Raw genomic sequence first — 22,685 nt, forward strand, 5'->3', positions numbered from 1 at the left:
AGCTGTGTTGGCCATATAGACGAAACGGCGGATCGAGTGATCCGCCGTTTGTCGTTTATGTTGTGTGACGCTTACGCCTTCGCAGGCACCAAATTCCCCAGCTTCTCCTGCAGCATCTCGTGGGCGTTGGCGAAGAACTCTTCCTTCGAGATCTTGCCGGCGTCCACATCCGCCAGGATTGCCTTCTGCGCTTCGTACTCGCGATTCTTGATGCCGGCCTTGGACTGCAGCATGCGCCAGGACTTGCGGCGCTCGACGCAGAACATGACCAGCTGGCGGCTCAGCGCGCGGTATTCCTTCTTGCCGTCGCTTTCGAGCGTAATGTAAACGCCGAAGTCAGGAATGAAGGCGCGGTGCTGCGGGTCGAGATAGCGGCGGTAGACACAATCCTGTTGCGTGATGCGCACCAGCATGTTGTCGAGCGGGATAAGCTTCTCGGCCTGCTCCGCCTTGATCTTGCGCAGGTGGTTGCGGAATCGGGCTTCCGTGGTGCACCAGTGCGCGACCGTGTAGCGGCGGGTTTCGCCAGTAACCTTGTCCTTGGTCTCGTACCAGTCGAGTTCCTTAGACGGGTTGCCGGTGATGTCGAGCGCCTCGCCGTAGGTCTCGCCCTTGCGCGGATCGAAGACGAACTCCGGCACGCCGCGCGAATCGCGAACGCGCTGCGCCTGGTGGAGCGCCATGTCGTCCGCCACGCCGTGCTCCGGCTGGCAGGTGGTGAATGCCTGCAGGAACATGGTGCCGCGATACTCGAGGCCGTCGAGAATTGCACGGTAGAGCTTCGGCGCATTCGCCATCGAAACCTGAGCGATGAACGGCGAGCCGTGTCCAGCGAGGAAGGTCTCTGCGACCGTCTTCTTCTCAGTGTTCTTGCCCTGCGTCGCGGGTCCGTAGACGTTCATGTCGTTGCCGCCGAGCATGGGGGTTGAGTCGGAGTTCTGACCGCCGGTGTTCGAGTACACCTGCGTGTCGAGCATCAGAGCCTTCACGTTCGGCCGGTTCTGCAGGATGACCTTCGACATGTTCTGGTAGCCGATGTCACCCATGCCGCCGTCGCCGCCGACCACCCAGACCTTGGGCAGTTCGACGATCTCGTCGTCGGTCATCAGCGCATCAGTGAAGTGCGTGAAGTCGTAGTACTCGCGCTCGCTGATGCCATTGCCGGCCAGGATGTGGTCGGTGAGGCGCTCAGGGATAACAGAGCGGCGCGCATGGTCGACGATGAAGCTCTCACCCATGAGCCAGCCCACCGTGATGCCGTCCTGGAAGAGCGAGTTCATCCACGGATAGGGGTGTGGGTTGTTGGGCGAGGTGGAACCATAGACCGTGTTGCAGCCGGTGTGCGCGGCCATGGCCATAACAGACATGCCGTTGGCGAGGCGGCCGTCGACGGGCTGCAGGCTCTTGTGATTGAAGGCTTCAGTGAGCAGAACCGCGGCGAGAGCTTCGACCAGCTGCGCGTCAGTGATAGCGCCGTTCTTGGCTTCGTGCGCCGCGATGCGGCCCTTGGTGTCGGTGGTGTCTTCGCCGCCCAGGCCCAGGATCAGGTGCGAGACGGCCAGGCGAAGGGCTGCGTAGTGTTCGGGGTTCGAGGCTTTAAGCGCTTCCAGCTTCGCGACGCCGGTCTTCTCGAGCTCGCCAGCCTTGGCTACAAAGCGATCCGACTTCGCGTGGTAGACGGGACGCATGTAGGCCTCAGTGACCGCAGCGATCGAACGCAGCACGCTCTTCTCGCCGCAACCGGCGCAGGCACCGTCACCCGATACCAGAGCGTCGTAGTTGCTGCGAACCATGAGCATATTGCGCAGCGTGGCGGTCTTGGAGTCGGCCGGATTTGCGTTGTTGTAGAGGCCAAGGTACTTCTGCGAGGTATCGGAGAGCAGGTTGAGGAAGGCCGTGCCGGTCTCGTGCTCGGCATTGACTTCTTCGGTCTCCTGCACCATGCGCAGGGCCTGGTGGTCGCCGCAAGCGGTGACGCAGGCCGCGCAGCCCTTGCAGAGGTCGCTGACAAAGATGGAGAAGATGCCGCCGGAGCCAGGAGCCTTGCGCTCAGGCGAGGAGAAGATGGCGTTGACCTTCTGATAGGCCATCGGCACCTTCGCAATGATGTTGAAGAACTGCGTCTTCGATTCGGCGCTGAAGCCGTCAAGCGACTCGGTCACTTCCTTTATGATGGTGGGCAGCGGCGTGCCCTGCTTGATTTCGGCAAGCATGCGGGCGCGGGTCTGCTTTTCGATCTCCGGCAGCGCGTCCAGCATCTTGCGGCGATCATCAGCGCTGGAGATATAGCGAGTAACAGCGGTCGACAGCAGCGTGCGCAGGTCCTGCGAAGTGTTGGGCAGCGCCGTGTCAGGACATACCGAGATGCACTCCATGCACTGTGTGCAGTTTTCAGGGATGTAAAGCGGTGTCTCGCGGCGCGCAACGTACTTGGACGCCGTATCGCCAGTGGCTGCGGCAATGACGCCCATGGCCGAGAGCGGCGTAGCAGGCTGGTCGTAGCCAAGCCCGGCGCGGAACTCGGCGTCGAAGGCGGCAATGGTCTGAATGGGCGGGCGAGCAGCCTGGCCCTCGGGAGCCGGCGTGGAGCGGCAACCGCCAACGGTGCATCCTGCGCCTGCTTCAGCGAAGGCCGGGACGGGTTCGAAGATGGGCAGCAGCGCATCGCCGCGCAGCGAAGAGTGATCGCGCGCTTCGATTTCGCCGATGTTGATCTCCTTCACGCGCTCGAAGCCTTGCTCCATCACTTCCATGTTGGACTTGACGACAGCTTCGCCCTGCTTGCCGAACTTCTTCACGTACTGCTTGTAAACCACGTCGCGATACTGCTCGGGGGTGATGCCGTATTCCTCAAGGAGGGGGCTGACCGAGAAGAATGCGCCGAGGAAGGCATTGCCCTGCATGCGGAGCTGGAGGTCGGCGCGGTTCGTCGCCTTGCGGGCGATGTCGAAGCCGGGCAGCGTGAACACGCGAATCTTCTTCTCGATGATCTGCTTGCGGGCCCACTTGGGGAGATTCTCCCAGGCGCGCTCGCCCTCGGCGTCGGACTCCCAGATCAACGCGCCGCCAGGCTGGATTCCGTCGAGCGGGTTGGTGTGGGTGAAGGCCTTGGGATCGCAGCACAGAACCGTAGTCACGTGGCGCAGGTCGCAGTTCACGCGGATGCGCTCAGGAGCGGCAACCATGAAGTAGCTGGTCGGCGCGCCCTTCTTCTCAGAGCCGTACTTGGGGTTGGCGCTGACGTGGATGATTTCCTTGGGATTGCCGTACTCGTCTTCGACCTTGTCGCGCTCGTAGAGCAGGTCGTTCAGATCGCCGATGATGGCGCCGAGGTTCTTGCCGGTGGTGATGGCGCCCCATCCGCCGATGGAGTGGAAGCGCACCGCGACTGCGCCCTTGGGCAGCAGCGAGGGCATCTCGTCGGCGACCACGGCATAAGGGTGATCGATGCCGAGAACGATGAAGTTGTGTCCGTCCTGTGCGGAGTGGCCATCCTTGCGGTGGCGACCCTCGACGGCAAACTCGTATGCGCCGATGATGTGCTCGGGGCGGAAGTCGCGCGAACCCAGGCCATAGGTGCCGCCGATGATGTGCGGCACTTCCTGAAGCGAAATCTTCGGCAATCCGGGCGTGTCCTGCACGGCCTTCGAGAGCGCAGTGCGGATGTCCTTGCCGAGCGGGTTGTCGGGCGAGAGCGACTCGTCCGTGCGCTCCAGGATGATGACGTTCTTCTTACCGCGCAGCGCTTCGATCACGGCGGCCTCGGGGAACGGACGGATGACATTGATGTGAATGGAGCCGACCGAGGCATTGCGCGTCTGGCGCAGGTAGTCGACCGCGGCCTCGATGTTTTCGGCAGCCGAGCCGAGCGAGACGAACACGGTCTCGGCATCGTCGGTCTTGTACTTCGTCACCAGGCCGTAGTAGCGGCCGGTCAGGTCGCCGAAGTCCTTATAGGCGGCCTCGAGGAATCCGAGAATCGGCTCAGAGAAGTTATTCCTGCGCGCCACCACGCCCTGCATGTAGTGCTCCTGGTTCTGGACCGGGCCGAGCAGGACAGGGCTGGTGAGGTCGATCATCTTGGGAACGCGGCGGCGCGTTGGGCCAAAGAGGGTGCGCTGGGCTTCCGTGGGGCAGTCGATGATGTCATCGGGCGCGCCCAGGTACTCGCGGATCAGCTCGGACTCGTGCTTATAGAAGGTGCGCTCGAGGTGCGAGGTGAGGAAGCCGTCCATGATGTTCATGCCCGGCGTGAGGCTCAGCTCGGTCACACGACGGAGGATGAGCGACTGGTCGGCCGTCTGCTGCGCGTCTTTGCCCATCAGCATGATCCAGCCGGTGTCGAGCGCGCCGTAGATGTCGTCGTGGCCGCAGTGTACGTTCAGGGCGTGCTTGGTCAGGGCGCGGGCACCCACTTCGAGCACCATCGTCGAACCCTTGCCGGGGGCGTGGTAATACTGTTCGACGCCGTAGACGATGCCCTGTCCGGAGGTGAAGTTCACCACGCGCTTGCCGGTCACGGAGTGCGCAATGGCGCCGCCTTGGGCCGCGTGCTCGCCTTCCGTCTCAATGGCTATGGTGTTGCCGCCAAAGACGTTAAGGTGACCTTCCGCATAGGCCTGCTGGAAGAGCTCGCCGCCTTCCGTAGAGGGCGTGATGGGATAGAAAACGCCGGCATCGGCAATGCGGGTCTCGGTGTAGTAGGAGACGAGCTGGTTTCCGTTTGCAGTGACCCGGATCCCGGGATAGCGAGCTTTCGTCATTGGTAATTCCCCTTTTGCGTTCAAGCTGGCAGAACTGGGCCGCGACGGTGGAAGTCCATTCTAGTTTTGGACTCCTGCAGTCCGCAACGGACGCTCGTCCGAATTGGACATTTCTCGGGCCGTCGAATCTATAGGTATTAGCAGCAGTGTCTCACCCGGGCTCTATATATTGAGAGTTCGACTCCGGCGGCGCCGCCAAAGGTTGGCGCGGCTGAATTTCCTCCCCGCGTTTGGAGCGGGTTGGGGGAGGAGGTGGCCGAAGCGTCGGGGAAGAGGGGAACTCCCGCATACAAGCCTATGAAAGTAGTATGCGCCCGGAGAATGAGACTCAGTACCGCAATATAAAACATAATCAACTAACGGCCCGCAGCGATGGTGGAAGCAGATAGAGAGGGCGTCGGCTCTATTCGCTTCCGAGCGTGCGCGCCCGGGCAATGACGCGATCGCTGTTCTGGATGAGTTGCTGCGAGGTGTGAATCGTTTCCATGGAAGTACGCAGCATGTCCTGAATATCAAGAATCAGGTGCACAGCCCGTCCAATATGTTCTTGGGTAGAACGCCGCAGGTCACGCATGACGGCCTCCATGGCTTCGTGGACAGAGGCGTCCTGCGTGAGTTCCAATCCGAATGCTCCAAACTCCGGCACGGGTCTGACGGTTGGCGGAGGATTCGCGGCATTACCAGGGAGGCAGGCCTCCGCGAGAAATGCAGCAGGATCAGAGCGAGGGACGATGGATTCGCTGGTGCGGTCGCTTGCCCGCGCCAGCTCATAGGCGAGCTGGTCTTTCATGGGGAGTCTCCGATCGGGCCCGGATGCTCCGAAGCCGCGGTTGCTGTGCGGGGCCGGAGGAAGGCAGCCGCTCTGAAGAGCGCGGATTCCTATGAGGGAGGCAAACGAGGATTCCGAGTCCCACAGCGGGCTGGCACGGCATATTCCGGGGAGGTTGCCGGGATTCGGCGCGAACGGACTCGCGCAGCTCCTCTATCCGGCGACGATCGGAGACCCCGGAGAATTCAGGGAGGGGTTAGAGCAGTGCCGTTGCTGCCTCGGATGAAGACTCCAACACCCATTCTACGCTTATCGCAAAGCGCGCGCGTGCAACGCTACGTGCGGCATGTATGCTGGGTGCGATTCAAGAGGAGACGCGGAACGAATGAGCGAGACGCAGTGGGCGCGGTATCCGAGCCTGAAAGATCGCGTGGTGCTGATTACGGGCGGAGCAACCGGAATCGGGTCGGCTCTGGTGCGGGCATTTGCACACCAGGGCGCGCGGGTGGCGTTCTTCGATGTGCAGGATGAACCGGCAGTAGCGCTGCGCAATGAGCTCTCGGTTGCGGGATGCACCGCCCCGCTCTACCTGCACTGCGACCTGACCGATGTGGCTGCGCTGCGCGAAAGCGTGGAGCGCGTACTGGCCGCGACCGGCACCGTCGACGTGCTGGTGAACAACGCGGCCAACGATCAGCGCCATGCCACCGAAGAAGTGACGCCGGAGTTCTTCGACCGGGGGATTGCGATCAATCTGCGGCCTCAGTTCTTCATGATTCAGAGCGTGCTGCCGGCAATGAAGAAGGCCGGGCGCGGTTCGATCATCAATATGAGTTCCATCTCGTGGATCATCCCCACCACGGGGCTGCCGGTGTACATCGCGGCCAAGGCGGCGATCGTCGGACTCACCCGCACGCTGGCGCACGAACTCGGGCCCGAAGGCATTCGCGTGAACGCGGTCCTGCCGGGCGCAATTGCCACCGAGAAGCAGAAGCGGCTGGTGTATACGCCGGAGTATTCGGAAGAGATTCTGTCGAACCAGGCGCTGAAGCGGCAGATCGAGCCAGAGGATGTGGCGCGGCTGGTGCTATTCCTGGCGAGCGACGATTCCAGTGCGATCACCAATCAGAGCTATGTGATCGACGGTGGCTGGGTGTAGCGCGGCAGCCGTCAGCCCTGTCAGCCTGTGGGTGCGGGTGCTGGCTTCGGGTTTGGCGCGGATTCTGAGTTGGTTTGTCGGAGCAGAGTTTTGTGAACGGGCACGACTTTAGTCGTGCCGCAAAACACCTATAAAGACCCTCCGGGGCTTTAGCCCCCGTCCGGGCACATCGCGTAGTGAGAGAGGATCGCGATTGATGAAGAGGATGATGGAGTGCGTTTGGTCTGTGCTCATCCTGGGCGCTGGCTTGGCACGAGCACAGGTGATGTCGCATGTTGCGCCCGGACAGGTTGATACACGGCGCTCGTCCGAGTACGGGCAGGTGCAGCAGCGGCTGGCGCGCGGATGGAATACGTGGGATGCGCACAGCGTGGCCACGCAGGTTCTGTTGCCCGAGCGGCTGGCGATTCATGTCGGCATGAAGCACAACTCCACCCTGAACGGCGATGCGTTCCTCGGCGATGCTCTCATCGGCCGCCTGGACAAAGATGCGGAAAAGGTAACTCCCGGGCTGCATGCGTGGGATGGGAGTTATACGCGTGCGGATTATGAGTGGAAGGGGCACAAGTGGCGCGTGGAGAGCGCGCATGACGGCGATGACCTGGTCATGCTTGTCGAACCATTAAGCAAGATTGAGCATGGATTGCCGCCGACCTTCGTGATCTCAGCCAATTTCCTTTGGAACAAGCAGGGCTTTGTAGAGCATGTGTCGGATCACCTGGCCGCGAAGACGGGGGTTGAATCTATTCCGATCTATCTGGCTCGCGAAGCTTACGCCTCTGAGGCTTCGGAGAAGGTCGTGAATGTCCCGGTCGAGGGAGCCTACTTTGCAACAAACGAAAGCTTCGTGGGAATCAGCACCGGCAAACAACGCACGATGGAGGAGATAAGAGCAGTTCTCAGGAAGCAATGGGATTCGTACCACGACTCCCTCAAGGCCGCTGGCGCAAACGGTCCGCTCCTCGACGCGATTGAAACCACTCTCGGCTGGGACACCATCTACGAACCCGAGAAGGGGCGCGTCATTTCACCCGTCTCGCGCGTGTGGAGCGTTGGGTGGGGCGGCTATGTCCTCTTCGACTGGGACACGTTCTTCGCCGCCACCATGGCCGGCATCGGCGACAAGGACCTGGCCTACGCGAACGCTCTCGAAACGCTGCGCGAAGAGACAGCGCAGGGATTCGTTCCGAACTATGCGCGTGCCGGCGGATGGAAGAGTTCCGACCGCAGCGAGCCGCCGGTGGGCGCCATCACGGTGCTTGGGCTCTACGACAAGTTTCACGACCGCTGGTTCCTCCAAGATGCGTTTGAGCCGCTGCTGAAGTGGAATCGCTGGTGGGCTGAGCATCGCGATATGCAGGGCTATCTGACACTAGGCAGCGATCCCGAAAACCAGCCCCGCAATCTCGACGACGGATCGGTGGGCACGTGGCAGGGAGCGGTCTACGAGTCCGGCCTGGACAACAGCCCGATGTACGACGGCACCACATACAACGAGAAGACACATCTGCTGGAGTACGGTGACGTGGGCGAGATGAGCCTCTACGTCGCCGATTGCGATGCGCTTGCGACAATCGCCGAGACGCTGGGCAAGACGGCCGAGGCGAAGGAATTGCGCGAGCGCGCGGACAGGTATCGCGCAAAACTCAAGACCATGTGGGACGACAAAGCGGGCATCTTCCTCAACGTGAATCTGCACACGGGAGAGAAGAGCCCACGGCTCTCGCCGACGAATTTCTATCCGCTGCTGGCGAAGGCGGCTACTCCGGAGCAGGCTGCGCGCATGGTGAAAGAGCACCTCATGAATTCCGAGGAGTTCTGGGGCGAGTACGTGATCCCCTCGATCGCGCGCAACGATCCGGCGTTCAAGGATCAGCAGTACTGGCGCGGGCGCATCTGGGGCCCGATGAATTACCTGGTCTACTTAGGATTGAAAAATTACGACGTACCCGAAGCGCGCAAGCAATTTGCAGAGAAGTCGTATGCGCTGTTTCTGAAAGAGTGGAAAGAGAACGGCCATGTGCATGAGAACTACAATGCGATCACCGGCACCGGCGACGACGTCGTCTCGAGCGATCGCTTCTACCACTGGGGCGCGCTGCTGGGCTATGTGGAGTGGATGGAGAAACAGTGAGCCGTCGAGCCAGTAGCCGGTAGCCTGTAGTCGGCAGCTGCCAACGCAAGCTACGGGCTACTGGCTACTGGCTGGCTTTCAGTGGCTGTTGGCTTCGCTCTCCGCCTTGAACTCGTCGTAGCTCTTTGTGCCTTTGGCTAGCTCCGCCGGCAAGGGCGCATCTTCGTCGAGATCGAGGCAGCGCAGCACGCCGGGGTGCTCCTCTTTGTAGCTGTATCCGCTCTCGGGGCACACCATGATGCCATCTTCGTTGGGAAAGTCGAGGCGATGCCCATGGCGGCTCATCCAGCCGATGCGGCGCGCCGGATTGCCCACCATCAGGCCGTAGTCAGGCACATCCTTTGCGACGACCGATCCGGCCGCGATGAAGCTATATCGGCCCAGCGTGATTCCGCAAACCACGGTCGCATTCGCACCCACCGTGGCGCCGCGGCGGATAAACGTCTTTTCGTAAAGCGAATGCCGGTTCACCTGCGAGCGCGGATTGGTCACGTTCGTCAGCACGCACGAGGGGCCGAGGAAGACATCGTCGTCGATGTGCGCGCCTGAATAAATCGAAACATTGTTCTGCACCTTGACGTTGTTGCCGATGACCGTGTCACCGGCGACCTGGCAATTCTGACCGAAGATGCAGCGCTCGCCAATTTTGGCTCCCGCAAGTATGTGTGAGAAGTGCCAGATGTTTGTGCCCGCACCGATCTCCGCAGGTTGATCAACGATCGCAGTCGGATGGGCGTAGTAGACGGGCTTTGCAGGCTCGGCCGCCTTTGCTTGCGGTTTCGTGGTTTGCGGCCGGCCGAGGGTCAAAGCTTCCTGGCAAGCGCGCAGCACGTTGAGCACGCGTAGGCCCTCCGCTCCGTCAGTGAGCGGCGCCCTGCGCGACTCGATCGAATCAAGAAACTCCTGGCACTCGTTGCGCAGGGGCTCTTCTTTTGGGAGTGGCACGGCTACCGCGTCCGACTTGACAGCCGTGGGCACGCGATCCTTCCACTCAATCTTGTGCGGATAGAGCACGAGCTTCTCCGCGGCGGTGTCATCAAACACCGCCATTTGCGCGGAACCGACGACGACCAGGCGCTGCTCCTTCACCGGGTGCAGCCATGAGACGAAGACGTGCGCGCGCACTCCGTTGGCGAAGCCGAACTGCGAGAGCGTGACATCCGGAACATCGGAGTTGAGATAGCTGCCCCCTTCGCAGGAGACGGTCTGCGGCTCTTCTCCCAGCAGGCCGAGCAGCACGCTGATGTCGTGCGGCGCGAACGACCAGAGGATGTTTTCCTCGGCGCGAATTTTGCCGATGTTGAGGCGGTTGGAATAGATGTATTCGACGCGCCCGAGATCGCCGTTCGCCACCAGCCGCTTGAGTTCGCGCACGGCCGGGTGGTACTGCAGAATGTGGCCGACCATGAGGATGCGCTTGTGCTCGGCAGCGATACGCACCAGCTCCGCGCCTTCCTTCACGTCCAGCGCAAGCGGCTTCTCGACGAACACATCCTTGTCGGCGAGCAGGGCGCGTTTGGCCATCTCGTAGTGGCGCACCGCTGGCGTGGCGAGGACCACCCCTGCGATTTCGGAATCGCCGAGTACTTCGTCGTAGCTACCGGTAAAGTCGACCCCGGGATACTTCGCGCGCACAGCCTCAAGCGCGGCGGTGTTTTCGTCGCACAGCGTGCGCAGCGCGCCGAGTTCGAAGAAGTTGCGGGCTAGATTCTTGCCCCAGTATCCATGCCCTACGACGGCGACATTGGCGGCCACGGTGTCTCCCTGGTGGAGGATTGATTCCGAGGGAAAGGGTAACAGAGGAGCACCTGATCCCCTGTCCACCGTTTTCGAGTTTTGCTGCCAGTTCGTAGCGATCTCAACCAGTTCCACGGCGGTTCTTGGCGCGGCCTTCTCCGTACGATTAATCGCGACTGGAGATGATGCCATCGAGTGGTCAAGGGATGAGGCCGGGCCATCGCACGGTAAGCAGATAGACCGCCATGGCGAGGCCCATGAGCGCGAGGAACGTGGCGATGGCGATAACAGACGCCGAAGAACTCAGCTTCGGTGTCTGGTTAGCATCCATCTGCCGAACGATGCGCACGTGCCGCCACGCGGAAAGCGCGCTGACCAGGATGCCGGCAGCGATGAGGATGGTGCCGATCCAGAGCGAGACACCCGAGGATGGCAGAGGCCGCGTGCGATCGAGGAGCCCGAGCTGTTGCAGGAAAAGGCCGAAGCGGGCGACAACAAAGCCAAAGCCCATGAGCGCAAGCCCGGTGCGGAGCCAGGCGAGAAAAGTGCGTTCGGCGGCAAGATAGTCGCGGGGTTCGGCCATGGGCATCCTTGGCAAAACGAGATATGAGCCTTAACTACATTACTGCAGGCGCTCACTCCAGCCCCAGCACCAGTACTTCCCTGCCCTTCCGTTCCGCATGTCCCGGATGAAACACCTTGGGCTCCTCTTCGCCGTCGAGGACGCGGAAGACGCCTTCGGCCAGAGCCAGCAGTTCGTCTTCTCCGGGATAAACGGTGACGGGAGCGATCCACTCGACATAGCCGCGGAGTCGCGAGACGAGCCGCTCAGAGTGCGCCATGCCGCCGGTGAGCACCACGGCGTCCACACGCCCCTCGAGTACCGCGCCCATCGCTCCGGCTTCCTTGGCGATCTTGTAGATCATGGCATCATAGACGGCCGTCGCATCTGCATCGCCAGCGTCAGCGCGGTGCTCGATCTCCTGCAAATCCCGTGTTTCCAGATACGCATACAGCCCGCCTTCGCCGAACACAAGGCGGTCGAGCTGCTTCTCGTTGTAGCGGCCGGAGAAGCACAACTTGATGAGTTCGCGCACCGGGAGCCACCCCGAGCGGTCGGGGCCGAATGGGCCCTCTTCGGGCGTGTTCTGGTCGATCATGCGGCCGCCGCAATGCGCGGAGACCGTAATGCCGCTGCCGAGGTGAATGACGATGAGGCGGAGGGCAGCGTAGGAGCGTTGCTGGTCCCGTGCAAAGCGGCGCGCCACGGCCTTGATATTGAGGGCATGCCCGATGGGCGATCGCGTGATCTGCGGCAGGCCGGAAAACCGCGCGCACGGCTGCCACTCGTCCACCGTGACCGGATCGACAATGTAAGCGCGAACGCCAATCTCTCGAGCAAATGTGACCGCGAGAACCGCCCCCAGGTTCGAGGCGTGCTCCCCCCGTCGCGCGGCCCGCAGTTCCTCGACCATCTCGTCATTCACTTCATAGGTTCCGCACTCCATGGGCGGAAGCAGGCCGCCGCGCCCGGCAAAGGCGGCAAAACCGTCCAGCGGATAACCCACCTGCTGAAGCGCGTTGCGGATCACTCCCGCACGAAAATCTGCCTGGGATAGCGCTGACCAGCCGCGAAAGTGCTCGAGCTCAGCGTCCGAGTGGCGGATGGTCTGGGTCCAGTCGCACTCCGCCGAGCCGTGAGCGACATTGCGGCGGAAGACCCCCACCTTGGTGGAGGTAGAGCCCGGGTTGATGGCAAGCACGCGGCTGGAGACTTCCGTCACGCGAGATTCCTCGAAGAGCAGAACGAGTGTACGCGAGACATGCGCGCCGCGAGGTGGCGTAGATCACACGACAGCGATGATGCGTGAAGCCGGGAATTGGAAGAAATTTCGACCAGGTTGTCACAAAATCAATCAGATAGCCACATTGGGACAGTTAAATTACTTTTCCTTAAATTATTGAAGGGCCGGTTCGATGCATCGCGGGAAACAGAGGGCCCGCGTGGTATCGAACCGGCTTGTTCTCGATAAAGTTCGGCAACCGTCACAACTTCATCGCGACAAATTCTCAGGCCGTGGTCTCGCACTGGTCGTCTGCGGTCTGCACTGGCTCCGCTACTTCGTCCAGGCGGATTGTCAGCACGGTAATGTCATCCTCCTGCCCGTAGCGGCGCGCAATTTCCGCAATCTGCGCAGCCGGCTCGCGCGCGAGCTCCGGCAGGCGCGCAAAGCCGTAGAGCTCGCCCGTAGCAGAGCGGGCCTCGGGAACGCCGTCCGACATAAGCACCATCTGCTCCCCAGGATCGAGACGCGCCAGCTTCGTTTCATAGTTCTGATCGGCAACAAGTCCCAGCGGCAGCGCGGGCGCGGTTTCAAATTCCTGCCCATCTATATAAGGCGGAATGTGCCCCGCGTTAGCCAAGGAGAACTCGCCGTTCGGTTCGATGCGCACGCAGAGCGCAGTGGTGAAGCCCAACTGCCCCTGCGCCACCAGCGCATTGTTGAGCGCACCCAGAATGTCAGCCGGCTCCGCCGAAGTCTCGCGTCGCAACGCACCGAGAATGAGTGCGACGCGCATCGCAGCAGTCAGCCCTTTGCCCGAAACATCCCCTACGATGGCGATGAGCGAACCGTCCGGCGTTGGATACACGAGGTAGAAATCCCCTCCAACTTCGCTCGCCGGCACATAAACAGGTTCGACTTGGAAGCCGGGTATGGAGCGGGATGCTCCCTGCAGCAGAAGCTGCTGCACCGTGCTAGCCGCCTGCAGCTCGGCTGCGTAAGCGGCACGATGGCGCGCGGCTTCAACCATCTCGGCAACCAGCAGCGCATTATCAACAGCAGCCGCAGTTTGCAGCGCAATTGTATTCAGCAGCTTCAGGTCGGGCGAGGAGTAGCACGCGCCAGGACTTTCGCTGCCGAGGACGATGGCGCCGCGGATGTTCTCGCCGGAGCGGAGAGGGGCGCAAAGGACCGCACTGCATGTGTGGCCGGGATCGATGATGCGCAGGTCGGAGCCGCAATCGTTGACGATCTCAGCAGAGCCTTTCGCAAGAACAGAAGCGACGAGGGGAAGCGGGTTGGCGCAGGCGTGATTACCGAAGGTCGCGATGGGCTCGAGGGCCCCGTTGCTGTTGTGGAGATAGATGACGCCGAATGTGGCCTTGATCAGGCGCTGCGCCTGGTCGAGCGCGCACGACGCGACGGCCGGCAGATCGAGCACCTGCGCGAGTTGCTCGGATAGCTGTTCAATCAGATGGACTTCTCTGTAGAGGTGGAGTACCTCAGAACCAAGCGAACGACTTTCGATTTCCTTCGACAACAGATGCTGAACGAGCGCAGCAATCGGCACTGCATGTACCGCCAGCCCCGCGACGTATCCGGCAGTCGCATCTTCGTGCACGATGCGAATGCGCGACTCGACATCCTCCCTCGCGATGCCAAGCAGCACCAACCCGGATGGATCGGTAACGTGGACATCGCTGCCCGTGCTCTCAAGGAGCGCCTGCACAACCGCGTATGCGGGAGCGCGTCGCCCGAGGAGAGACTTCAACGTAAGAGCAGGCATGGGCGTCAGCTTGCAGCGAGACCCAGGGCTTCGCGGGCGTTGGCAATCAGCGCGTCAGGGTCGAACGGCTTCGTCATATAGAGATCGGCGCCTACCTCGAGGCCACGGTTGCGATCAAACTCCTGCCCCTTCGCGGTCAGCAGAATGATGCGCACATGATTCCAGCCCATCTCCTTCTTCACAGCGTGGCACACATCAAAGCCGTTCATCTTGGGCATCATCACATCGAGCAGCACGAGATTCGGCTCCTCGGCGCGAATAGACTCCAGGGCCTCTTCGCCATTGGTGGCGGTGAACAACTCCACGCCATCGCATTCAAGGTCCTCCAGCGTCTGCTGGATCAGCATACGAAGGTGCGGTTCATCGTCGACAATCAATATTTTCTTGTTCATTGGTAGATGAGGAAGAGAACGTTCTCCATGCCTTTCTCGAAGCGCAGCGCGCGGACGGCTTCGTTATTCGAGAGCAGCGAGTTGAGGATGATGATGTCCGGTTTGGAATCGACCGCGCGTGCGACAAGGTCGGGCCCATTCGATTCGGTGACCTGATAGCCGCGCGTTTCAAGAACCTGCGCCAGCGTGCTGACAGTGGACGCATCCTCGTCCACAACCATGACCTTCTTGCGCGACTTGCCCTGATCGAGAAGGGTGTCCATCTCCTGAAAGAGCGAACCGGTGTCAATCGGCTTCGTGAGATAGCGATCCACGCCGAGACGGAAACCTCGCTCGCGGTCTTCGAGAATCGACAGAATGATGATCGGCACGTGCATGGTCTCGGGGTCGTTCTTCAACACCGCGGCCACGTCGAACCCATTCATCTCCGGCATCATGACATCGAGAATGACAAGACCGGGGATCTCTTCCCGGATGAGCGCGAGAGCCTTGCGGCCGTCCTCAGCTAGTCGCACCGCGTAGCCGGCTTCCGTAAGCTCCTGTTGCAGCAGCGTGCGAATATTCGGATCGTCGTCAACAACCAGTATGGATTTCGAATGCGTCTGCTGGTTGGCGACCGTATCGCGCAGGCGACGCACGATCGCTTCGATATCGACGTTCCGCCGGATCGGCAGCAGATCCAGTTGCTGCGGCGAGTCTGTAATCGGCAGCGTGAACGAGAAGGTGCTGCCTTCGCCGATTGCCGACTCAACCCAGATGCGGCCGCCGTGGTGCTCCACGATCTCCTTGCAAATCGGCAGGCCAAGGCCGGTTCCCTTAGGCTTGTCGGTCAGCGTGTCGCCCACTTGCTTGAATTTCTCAAACACCTTGGGCTGATCCCCCGGCGCGATGCCGATGCCGGAATCCTTCACGCTCACCACAATCTCGCCGTCACGCCGATGGGCGGAGCATGTAATTGCGCCCGACGGCGTGAACTTCACAGCATTCGAGATTAGATTGATCACCACCTGGATAAGCCGGTCGTGATCGCCGTTGATGTCGGGCAGGCTCTCGTCAATCGAAGTCTCAATCTTGAGGCCACGCGCTTCAATCAACGACGACGTCGCCGCGACGGCGCGCTCCACCACTTCCTTCACCGAGACGCTCGCCATGTTCCAGGTGAACTTGCCCGCTTCAATCTTGGCGAGGTCGAGCACGTCGTCGATCAGCTTCGTCAGGCGCTCGCCTTCGCTTACCACTACGTCGAGATTTTCGAGCACCTGCCGCTTCGACTGCGCGATCTTCGCATCCGACTCGGCGATCATCGGGAAGAGCCGCTCGTGCAGCCTGCGCCGGATGATCTTCGCAAAGCCAAGCACCGACGTGAGCGGCGTGCGCAGTTCGTGGCTCACAGTGGAAAGGAAGCTGCTCTTTGCGGAGTCGGCTTCTTCAGCGGCGGCGCGCGCTGCCTGCGCCTCTTCGAATAGCCGTGCGTTGTGGAACGTCACGCCAACGGCGGACGCGATCGTTGAAAGCAGTCGCTGATCAGCTTCCGTGAAGCGGCCTTCCTGCTCCGTGGTCTGCACGCTTAGCACGCCGATCATCTCGCCGCCCGACGGAATGGGCACACCGAGAAAAGACGCGGATTGACGGCCAATGCTTTCGATGCCCAGACGAGCGCGATTCCTGTCCATCTCCTCGTTGATCAGAAGAGGCTCGCCGGTGCGAATAATCTGCGAGGTCAGGCCAGAGCCGAATGGCCGCGATTGCGCCGCCTCTTCGCCATACGCGTACGGGAAATGCAGCATCATCGTAGCGCGGTCGAGAAGCGCAACGTATACGATCGGCGCCTTGAAGAGCTCCCGCACCTGCTCGCCCACAAGTTGAACCAGCCGGTCGCGATCGAGCTGCGTTGAGAGCGCGTTGGTGATGTGATTGATGGTCAGCAGCTCGGCCGCGCGCTCGCGCACGGCGCGTTCCTTGTCGGCAATCACCGTGTAGGCGTTGGCATTATCCAGCGCGATAGTGGTGTAAGACGCAAGATTCGAGAGCAGCCCGAGATGCTGCTCGGTGTACGCGTTCTTGCGGAAGCTCTGCACGCTCAGCACGCCCAGCACGCGATCCTGAGCGATGAGCGGCAGATAAATCATCGAGGCAGGCGGCTGTGCCTCGCTGCCGTCCTCGAGTACGCGAGCCCCGTGCGAGTACTCGGAGATGTACTTCGAATACTCCGCAGCAACATCATTGATCAGGATGGGCTTCCGATGATCGATGCACCACACGGCGAACTGATTCTTGTCGGCAGTGCTGCGCGAGTAAGGCGCGTAGCGCTTGCCGCTTTCAATCGCGAGCGTGTAGTCGATCAACTGCTTTTCCGGCTGATAGAGACCCACGCCGAAAACGGTCGCATCCACGATCTGATTCACACGCTCATATAGCTTGAACAGAATGACGTTGAGATCGAGCGACGCGGTGATCTCGCGGCCAATCTCGCTGAGCAACTCGATGCTCTCCTTCTGTGCGCTGATCTCCGCGGCCTGCGCCCGTATCTCGCTGGTGCGCTCTGTGACCGTAGCCTCAAGCGCGCGAGCCTGCGACTCAAGCGCTTCCGTCTTGCGCCGCGCCTTGTTGCGTTCATGCCGAATCACAAGACGCCAGAGTGAAATCGACAGCAGCAACCAGAGAATTGCATAGATGATGTAAGCCGCAGTGGTCCGATACCACGGCGGAGCGATGACGAATGCGAAGGACCCTTCCTGGCCATCGCGGCCATCGTAAGCGCGCGAGCGCACGCGCAGCACATACCTGCCAGGACCAAGGCTCGAATAGTTGGCGTCGGTCTGCTTCGACCACTCGGACCAATCCTTGTCCGCGCCCTGCAACATATATTGATAGGTCGTCGCCTTAGGATTCGAGAACGTCAGCGCGGCGAAGCTGAAGTGCAGCGCGTTGGTTCCGGCCGGCAGGCGCAGGTTTGATCCATCGACACTGGTCCCGCCGAAGATCGTCTGCTTGCCCATCGTCACCTGGCGCACGACCGTTGGAAACGCCGCCCCCTCTCCCCCAGAAGCGCGCGGCACAAAATGCGCAAGCTTCTCTCCGGTGATCCAGACCCCGCCATCCGGTTGCGTGTAGAAGATGAAGACGCCCAACTGGGTCAGCGGACGGTAGCTGGCTTCGTCGAGCTTCCACGATCCATCTTTCTGGCGATCGAAGGCAGCAACTCTACGACCCTCGAAAGAATTCGTGACGGACCAGATGCGGTCTTTACCATCCGGCTGCACGCCTGGGCTGAAAACCGGAGTGTCGAGCGGCAGCACAAAACGGTCGTCAACCACGAACTTGTGTGCCGCCTCATCCCAGCGGTACATATGCTTTGAACGCTGCACGCTCACATACATCGTGCCGTCGATCGCCTCGGCATCGGGAATGCCCGCCGGAAGTCCCGCCGCGGCGCCGAGGACATCCGCGTGCGAATCGCGCATTCCAGTGGGCGCCATGTGAATGCGAAGCACCTTATCGGCGGCCCCGCTCACCCACACGTCCCCGTGCGCATCCTCCATCATGTTGCGCGCCTCGAAGATGACCCCGGGCAGCCTGCCTTCATCCACCCATTGCCCATTGGTCCAGTGGAAGGACTGGACGCCGTCAGAGTGCCCAACGAAAAGCCGCATTGGGTCCACGTGCGACTGGCCGATGAAGTAGCACTGCTCCGCAAGGCTATGCAGGTTCGGGAAGACCGGCACCATTTGGTCCCCAACAACACGTGCGACCCCCTCGCTGGTGGCGACGAGAAGTTGTTCGGGAGCGCGCCCGGCAGGGTCTTTGAAGTCAACAAGCGTCCAGCCTTGCGTAGCCCCGTGGATCGCCTGCACCGTGGGCCGGTGCGTCTGCGGGTCGAGCACGACACGTGCCAGCGCCGAGTTGCCCGACACCGTAGTGGCGTAAACGGTGCCCTGAAAAAGATTGAAGTCCTGCACGAACCCGTTGACATAGATGGAGAAGGTCCCCCCCATCTGCACGCGCGAGACGCCGTTATCACTGCCGATCCAGAGCGCGCCTTCGCGGTCTTCGAAAGATGAGAGAGCATCCGAAGTGAGGATCCCCTCGGCCACGTCGATCACGCGGCGCAGGCTGCCATCATGATTCAGGACCACCGCTCCACCATTCAGCGTATTCACGCAAAGCGCGCCGTCGTGCAACTGAGTGGAGACGTAGAGCCTATTCTTCTTTAGGTAGTCGTCTGCGGCCGTGTGGAAAGGCGTCGACTTCTGGCCGTCGTAAAGGCTGAGCAGCCCATTGCGTTCAGAGACGATAATGCGCGTGTCATCGTAGGGATACAGGAAGAGCTTGATTGAATCGCGGTAGGCATCGCCGCCCGGCACAGCGCGCAACTCGTCCCCGACGATCTCCTCAAGGCCGATTCCCTTCTGATCCGTGTAAACATGGCCGCGCACCATCGACAGCGCCTGAAACTGCATAGTGCCATCGGGCCGCCAGACCTGCATGCGCTTGCCGTCCCAGCGGAAGAGCCGCTCGAAGCTGCGAAAGAAAACGCCCTGCGGCGTTACGACCGTCTGCCAGACGTCAGTGAATGCGCGGTCGGCCTGCGGAATCTGATCAAGAAGCGACACGTACTGAAGCGTGCCCGTCGAGTCGGGAGCAAGATATCCGAAGTTCGCATTGGCTCCTACCCACACGCGTCCAATGTCATCCACGGCGAGCGAACGTACCACGCTGGAACCGAGCAGGGTCTTGCGCCAGGTCACGCCGTCGAACTGCATCACCACGCCGTCCGATGCGCCAAAGTACATGACGCCGCGCTTGTCCTGCGCCATGGTCCAGATCTGCCCGGACCCGTTGTAGTCCTTGACGGTGTAGTTCTCAACCACCGGGATGCCCGCGCCAATATTGGGAGCGCCGCCGGCCTGCGAGTCGGCATACAAGAGCGCGGGCGCAAGCGTGGCGAGACCCAGCAGCGTGACGGCGAAAGACGATTTTCGCAGACCGAGGAGCACGTTTGAGCTCAAGCGGAATACCTGTACTGCCAAAGCAGCTGATCTTCAGTTGTGGGGAAGGGGGAAAAAGCTTTGAGGAAGCGTATCACGCGGGTGAAGTCCAGGCAATGAACTTTTGGGGCACGCAGGCCACCGGATCTCCCCTCTTCTCTTTGGGTTTGCCGCTGGAGCGCTGACCGAATCCAAGCCTTGCCCCGCTGCGTTCTGGCATTTTTCACAGTTTTGCCGAGCGGCCATTCCGCCTACGCTTCAGGCAATAGAGGAACGGAAAAATCCGTCGGTACAAACGCTGAGTGGGACTTTTCTCACTTGATCTTTTGCAGGCTCAGCGAGGGTCTCGTCGATGGGTAAATGGGCTCGATCGAACAAGGTGATTCCATATTTAGAGATCCTGGTTCTGGGCTCGGGGCTCGCTCTCTCGCTCACAGGAGCGGCGCAGGACGGCCCACATCCGGACCCGCAGATCGCCCAGGCGCAGGTCAGCTCAATCCCTGTGCCTGCTCCGGGAAATGCGGACACCGTCGATCTGCCGATCCGAACTCCAGCTATGTCCGCGGACCGAAATCTGGATTCAGTGGAGAGAGGCTCGCGCGCGGGATTACACCCGGGCATAGCCGCCGTTTCAATTCCAACTCCACAACCTGCGCCGAACTTCCAGTTGCGCAGTACGCTGCGGCAGGAGTTCGAATACCTGATGGTGGAGCACGGCTTCCGCCTCATGCAGGACCCCGATCTCCGCCGTCAGCTAATGCACGACCCCTTCTTCCATAACTACTTCGCTTCGTTTCACGGATACGATCTGAAGCGGTGGGGAGACGGCGACGATTTTCTGGTCAACGATATCGCTCACCCCATGCAGGGCGCGGTCGCCGGATGGATCTTCATTCAAAACAGCCCCAACAGCAGAAACCGGGTCATAGGAAAAGACCCCCAATACTGGAAGAGCCGATTGAAGGCGCTGGGCTGGGCCACCGCGTACGAGGTGCAGTGGAAGATCGGGCCGCTCAGCGAATCCAGCATCGGCAACGCCGGCGGCTGGTCCTACATCCCCGGCTGCGGCATCCTGCCCAAGTGCATCAACAACTCGAATTTCCCTCCGCCGACCAACAACACCGGACTCTCCGACTGGATCATCACACCCGTGGTTGGAACCGGCTGGATCATGATCGAAGACACCGTCGATAAATACCTCGTAGGCAGAGTCGGGGAGAATCATCGCCGCTATGCATACATCCTGCGAACCGGCCTCGAACCCACCCGTACATTCGCGGGCCTGTTCGCCGGCGAACTGCCATGGAACTCACGCTGGGTGGAGAGGCGCGCGATGGAGAAGCAGCGCGCTTCGATCCACACGATCGCCGTCGAAGACTCGTGGAGAGCCAACCGGCGAAGCACCGGCTTCCACTTCGTCAATGTGAACCTGCCAGGGGTAGAGAACGGCTGCGTAGCGTGCAGGCAGAACTACCAGGGCTTCGGCGTTCCCTACAGCGCACGCCTCTTTGAGCACGTCTACTTCGACAGCGAAGTGAATTTCTTCCCCACTGGTGCTCATCGTGGTGGCCCCAGCGTAGAAGGCTTGTTTGGAATGAAACTCGGCGAACAGGCAAAGCGCTGGGGCGTCTTTGCGAAAGTCCGGCCCGGCTTTATCTACTACCAGAAAGCCTGGAGCGGCGGCCAGAATCCGAAGTTCACTGGCTTGAGCCGCTTCGCAATGGACGTCGGCGGCACATTCGAGCTCTACCCCACGTCCCGCTCCGCAGTGCGCTTCGATATCGGAACAACCCTGGTGCGCTACCTGCTCGATTATCCGAACCCGAAAATCTCTCCCATCGGGAGCATCATCTCGACGGACTACTACGCCACGCAGGGCAACATGCAGTTCGACGCGGGATACCGCATCCGCTTCTGAGTCGCACGCAGCCTAAACCACGCCGACAACCGGCTTCGCCCCAAGCCGCGCGCCCGGAAACACCGCCTCAAGATTACCCGGTCCGAGCGTCTTCGTCAGAACCTCACCTAACACCTGGCGATAATCGGTCGTCAACGCCAGGTCGCGCCCCTCGTTCAATTGCTCTTTCGCCAACCCTGGCCACTGGCCGTGAACGCGTCCGCCCTTCACGCTGCCGCCCAGCACAAACATCACATTGGCGTGACCATGATCCGTGCCGCCTGTGCCATTCTCATGCGCGGTCCGTCCGAACTCCGACATCGTGACGAGCGTGACATTCCCCGCGTCGTCGCCCATGTCCTGCCAGAACGCCGCAATCGCCGCGCTGAAATCCCGCAGCCTGTTTGCAAGCTGTCCGTTCACAGCGCCCTGGTTCTGATGCGTGTCCCATCCCGAAACATCCGTAAACGCCGCCTCCACACCAAGGTTAGCCTTCAGCAACTGCGCAATCTGCTTCATGCTGTTGCCAAACTCCGAGTTCGGATACGCGGCGCGCGGCGCATATTGCGCGGGATTCGCCGCCCGCAGCATCTTCATCGCATCGAACGTCTCTTCGCCCGCAGCGCGGAAGATCCGGTCTCCACTCGCGCCATACATCGATTCGAACGCCGACGCAGCAGGCACCGCCGAAGCAACGCGCCCTCCCACTGAGAAGCTGTTCAGATTGCTCAGCGCAATCGCTGGTATCTTCCCCGCCAGCGTCCGCGGAACCTCCGCGCCCAGCGCCACCGCACGAAACGCCGTATGCTCCTGCCGATGCCTCACGTCCTCAGCCTGCAGCGCGCGGTTCAGCCACCCATCGTCCGTGAGCTTCACCCCCGGCGTACCCGACTCCATATAGTCCTGCGCATCGAAATGCGACCGCGTTGAATCCGGCGAACCCACCGCGTGCACAATCGCCAGGTGCCCCGCATCGTACAGCGGCTTGAAAGCGGCCAGCGCGGGATGCAAACCGAACGACCCGTCCAGATCCAGCACCTCGCGCTGCGGAATCGCGATGTTCGGTCGCATCGAATAATAGTTCTTCTCCCGGTACGGCACCACGATATTCAACCCATCCGCGGCGCCCCGCTGGAAAATCACGACAACCCGCCGGCCAGGATTTGCGCCGGCCTGCGCCAGCACTGAACGCACCAGGAACTGCGGAAGCGCCGTCGTACCGGCCAGTGCCAATGCGCCCCTGTGCAGAAAGAATCTCCGATTCATCTCGCCTCCC

The 22,685-nt window shown here is 61.2% G+C and carries 12 protein-coding genes; 3 read left to right on the plus strand and 9 right to left on the minus strand.

All coding sequences use genetic code 11. The features are described 5' to 3' along the window. Nucleotides 1–71: 71 nt before the first annotated feature. Nucleotides 72–4,763 (minus strand): 2-oxoacid:acceptor oxidoreductase family protein, encoded by a 4,692-nt coding sequence (locus tag MOP44_RS01020; RefSeq protein WP_260794036.1) that lies wholly within the window; start codon nt 4,761–4,763, stop codon nt 72–74. A 403-nt stretch (nt 4,764–5,166) separates the two neighbouring features. Further along, nucleotides 5,167–5,553, minus strand: a complete 387-nt coding sequence (locus MOP44_RS01025) for a hypothetical protein (protein ID WP_260794037.1) — start codon at nt 5,551–5,553, stop codon at nt 5,167–5,169. A 364-nt stretch (nt 5,554–5,917) separates the two neighbouring features. Between MOP44_RS01025 and MOP44_RS01030 the strand changes: the two genes are divergently transcribed. Further along, a complete protein-coding gene (locus MOP44_RS01030; RefSeq protein WP_260794038.1) occupies nt 5,918–6,691 on the plus strand; it encodes an SDR family NAD(P)-dependent oxidoreductase in 774 nt (257 codons plus the stop codon). Between the two features lie 196 nt (nt 6,692–6,887). Further along, nucleotides 6,888–8,825, plus strand: a complete 1,938-nt coding sequence (locus tag MOP44_RS01035) for an alpha,alpha-trehalase (RefSeq protein WP_260794039.1) — start codon at nt 6,888–6,890, stop codon at nt 8,823–8,825. A gap of 78 nt (nt 8,826–8,903) precedes the next feature. Here the strand turns inward: MOP44_RS01035 and MOP44_RS01040 are convergent, their stop codons facing one another. From MOP44_RS01040 to MOP44_RS01065, 6 genes are all read right to left on the minus strand, one after another. Beyond that, a complete protein-coding gene (locus MOP44_RS01040; protein WP_260794040.1) occupies nt 8,904–10,580 on the minus strand; it encodes a Gfo/Idh/MocA family oxidoreductase in 1,677 nt (558 codons plus the stop codon). Between the two features lie 181 nt (nt 10,581–10,761). Then, entirely contained in the window at nt 10,762–11,145 is a 384-nt protein-coding gene (locus tag MOP44_RS01045; RefSeq protein ID WP_260794041.1) for a YidH family protein, read from the minus strand. Nucleotides 11,146–11,197: 52 nt separating this feature from the next. Beyond that, complete coding sequence (gene buk, locus MOP44_RS01050) at nt 11,198–12,346, minus strand: butyrate kinase (RefSeq protein ID WP_260794042.1); 1,149 nt, start codon at nt 12,344–12,346, stop codon at nt 11,198–11,200. Nucleotides 12,347–12,632: 286 nt separating this feature from the next. Next, on the minus strand, nt 12,633–14,132 hold the full coding sequence (locus MOP44_RS01055) for a GAF domain-containing SpoIIE family protein phosphatase (protein WP_260794043.1): 1,500 nt from the start codon (nt 14,130–14,132) through the stop codon (nt 12,633–12,635). Nucleotides 14,133–14,137: 5 nt separating this feature from the next. Beyond that, entirely contained in the window at nt 14,138–14,524 is a 387-nt protein-coding gene (locus MOP44_RS01060; protein ID WP_260794044.1) for a response regulator transcription factor, read from the minus strand. Then, nucleotides 14,521–19,554 (minus strand): GAF domain-containing protein, encoded by a 5,034-nt coding sequence (locus MOP44_RS01065; protein ID WP_260794045.1) that lies wholly within the window; start codon nt 19,552–19,554, stop codon nt 14,521–14,523. The genes MOP44_RS01060 and MOP44_RS01065 overlap by 4 nt, the downstream gene beginning before the upstream one ends. A gap of 310 nt (nt 19,555–19,864) precedes the next feature. Here MOP44_RS01065 and MOP44_RS01070 point away from each other — a divergent pair, with 310 nt between their 5' ends. Next, nucleotides 19,865–21,430, plus strand: a complete 1,566-nt coding sequence (locus MOP44_RS01070; RefSeq protein WP_260794046.1) for a hypothetical protein — start codon at nt 19,865–19,867, stop codon at nt 21,428–21,430. Nucleotides 21,431–21,442: 12 nt separating this feature from the next. On the opposite strand, the gene MOP44_RS01075 is transcribed toward MOP44_RS01070, so the two are convergent. Then, entirely contained in the window at nt 21,443–22,675 is a 1,233-nt protein-coding gene (locus MOP44_RS01075) for a DUF1501 domain-containing protein (protein ID WP_260794047.1), read from the minus strand. Between the last annotated feature and the right edge of the window lie 10 nt (nt 22,676–22,685).

Origin of the sequence: Occallatibacter riparius, from assembly GCF_025264625.1 — a bacterium.
Taxonomy (GTDB): domain Bacteria; phylum Acidobacteriota; class Terriglobia; order Terriglobales; family Acidobacteriaceae; genus Telmatobacter; species Telmatobacter riparius.

What these genes read in the sequence shown, in the direction of transcription:
- MOP44_RS01030 (WP_260794038.1), top strand. Translation starts at nt 5,918, where the DNA reads ATGAGCGAGACGCAGTGGGCGCGGTATCCGAGCCTGAAAGATCGCGTG.
- MOP44_RS01035 (WP_260794039.1), top strand. Translation starts at nt 6,888, where the DNA reads ATGAAGAGGATGATGGAGTGCGTTTGGTCTGTGCTCATCCTGGGCGCT.
- MOP44_RS01060 (WP_260794044.1), bottom strand. Translation starts at nt 14,524, where the DNA reads ATGAACAAGAAAATATTGATTGTCGACGATGAACCGCACCTTCGTATG.
- MOP44_RS01055 (WP_260794043.1), bottom strand. Translation starts at nt 14,132, where the DNA reads ATGCCTGCTCTTACGTTGAAGTCTCTCCTCGGGCGACGCGCTCCCGCA.
- MOP44_RS01075 (WP_260794047.1), bottom strand. Translation starts at nt 22,675, where the DNA reads ATGAATCGGAGATTCTTTCTGCACAGGGGCGCATTGGCACTGGCCGGT.
- MOP44_RS01025 (WP_260794037.1), bottom strand. Translation starts at nt 5,553, where the DNA reads ATGAAAGACCAGCTCGCCTATGAGCTGGCGCGGGCAAGCGACCGCACC.
- MOP44_RS01070 (WP_260794046.1), top strand. Translation starts at nt 19,865, where the DNA reads ATGGGTAAATGGGCTCGATCGAACAAGGTGATTCCATATTTAGAGATC.
- MOP44_RS01020 (WP_260794036.1), bottom strand. Translation starts at nt 4,763, where the DNA reads ATGACGAAAGCTCGCTATCCCGGGATCCGGGTCACTGCAAACGGAAAC.
- MOP44_RS01045 (WP_260794041.1), bottom strand. Translation starts at nt 11,145, where the DNA reads ATGGCCGAACCCCGCGACTATCTTGCCGCCGAACGCACTTTTCTCGCC.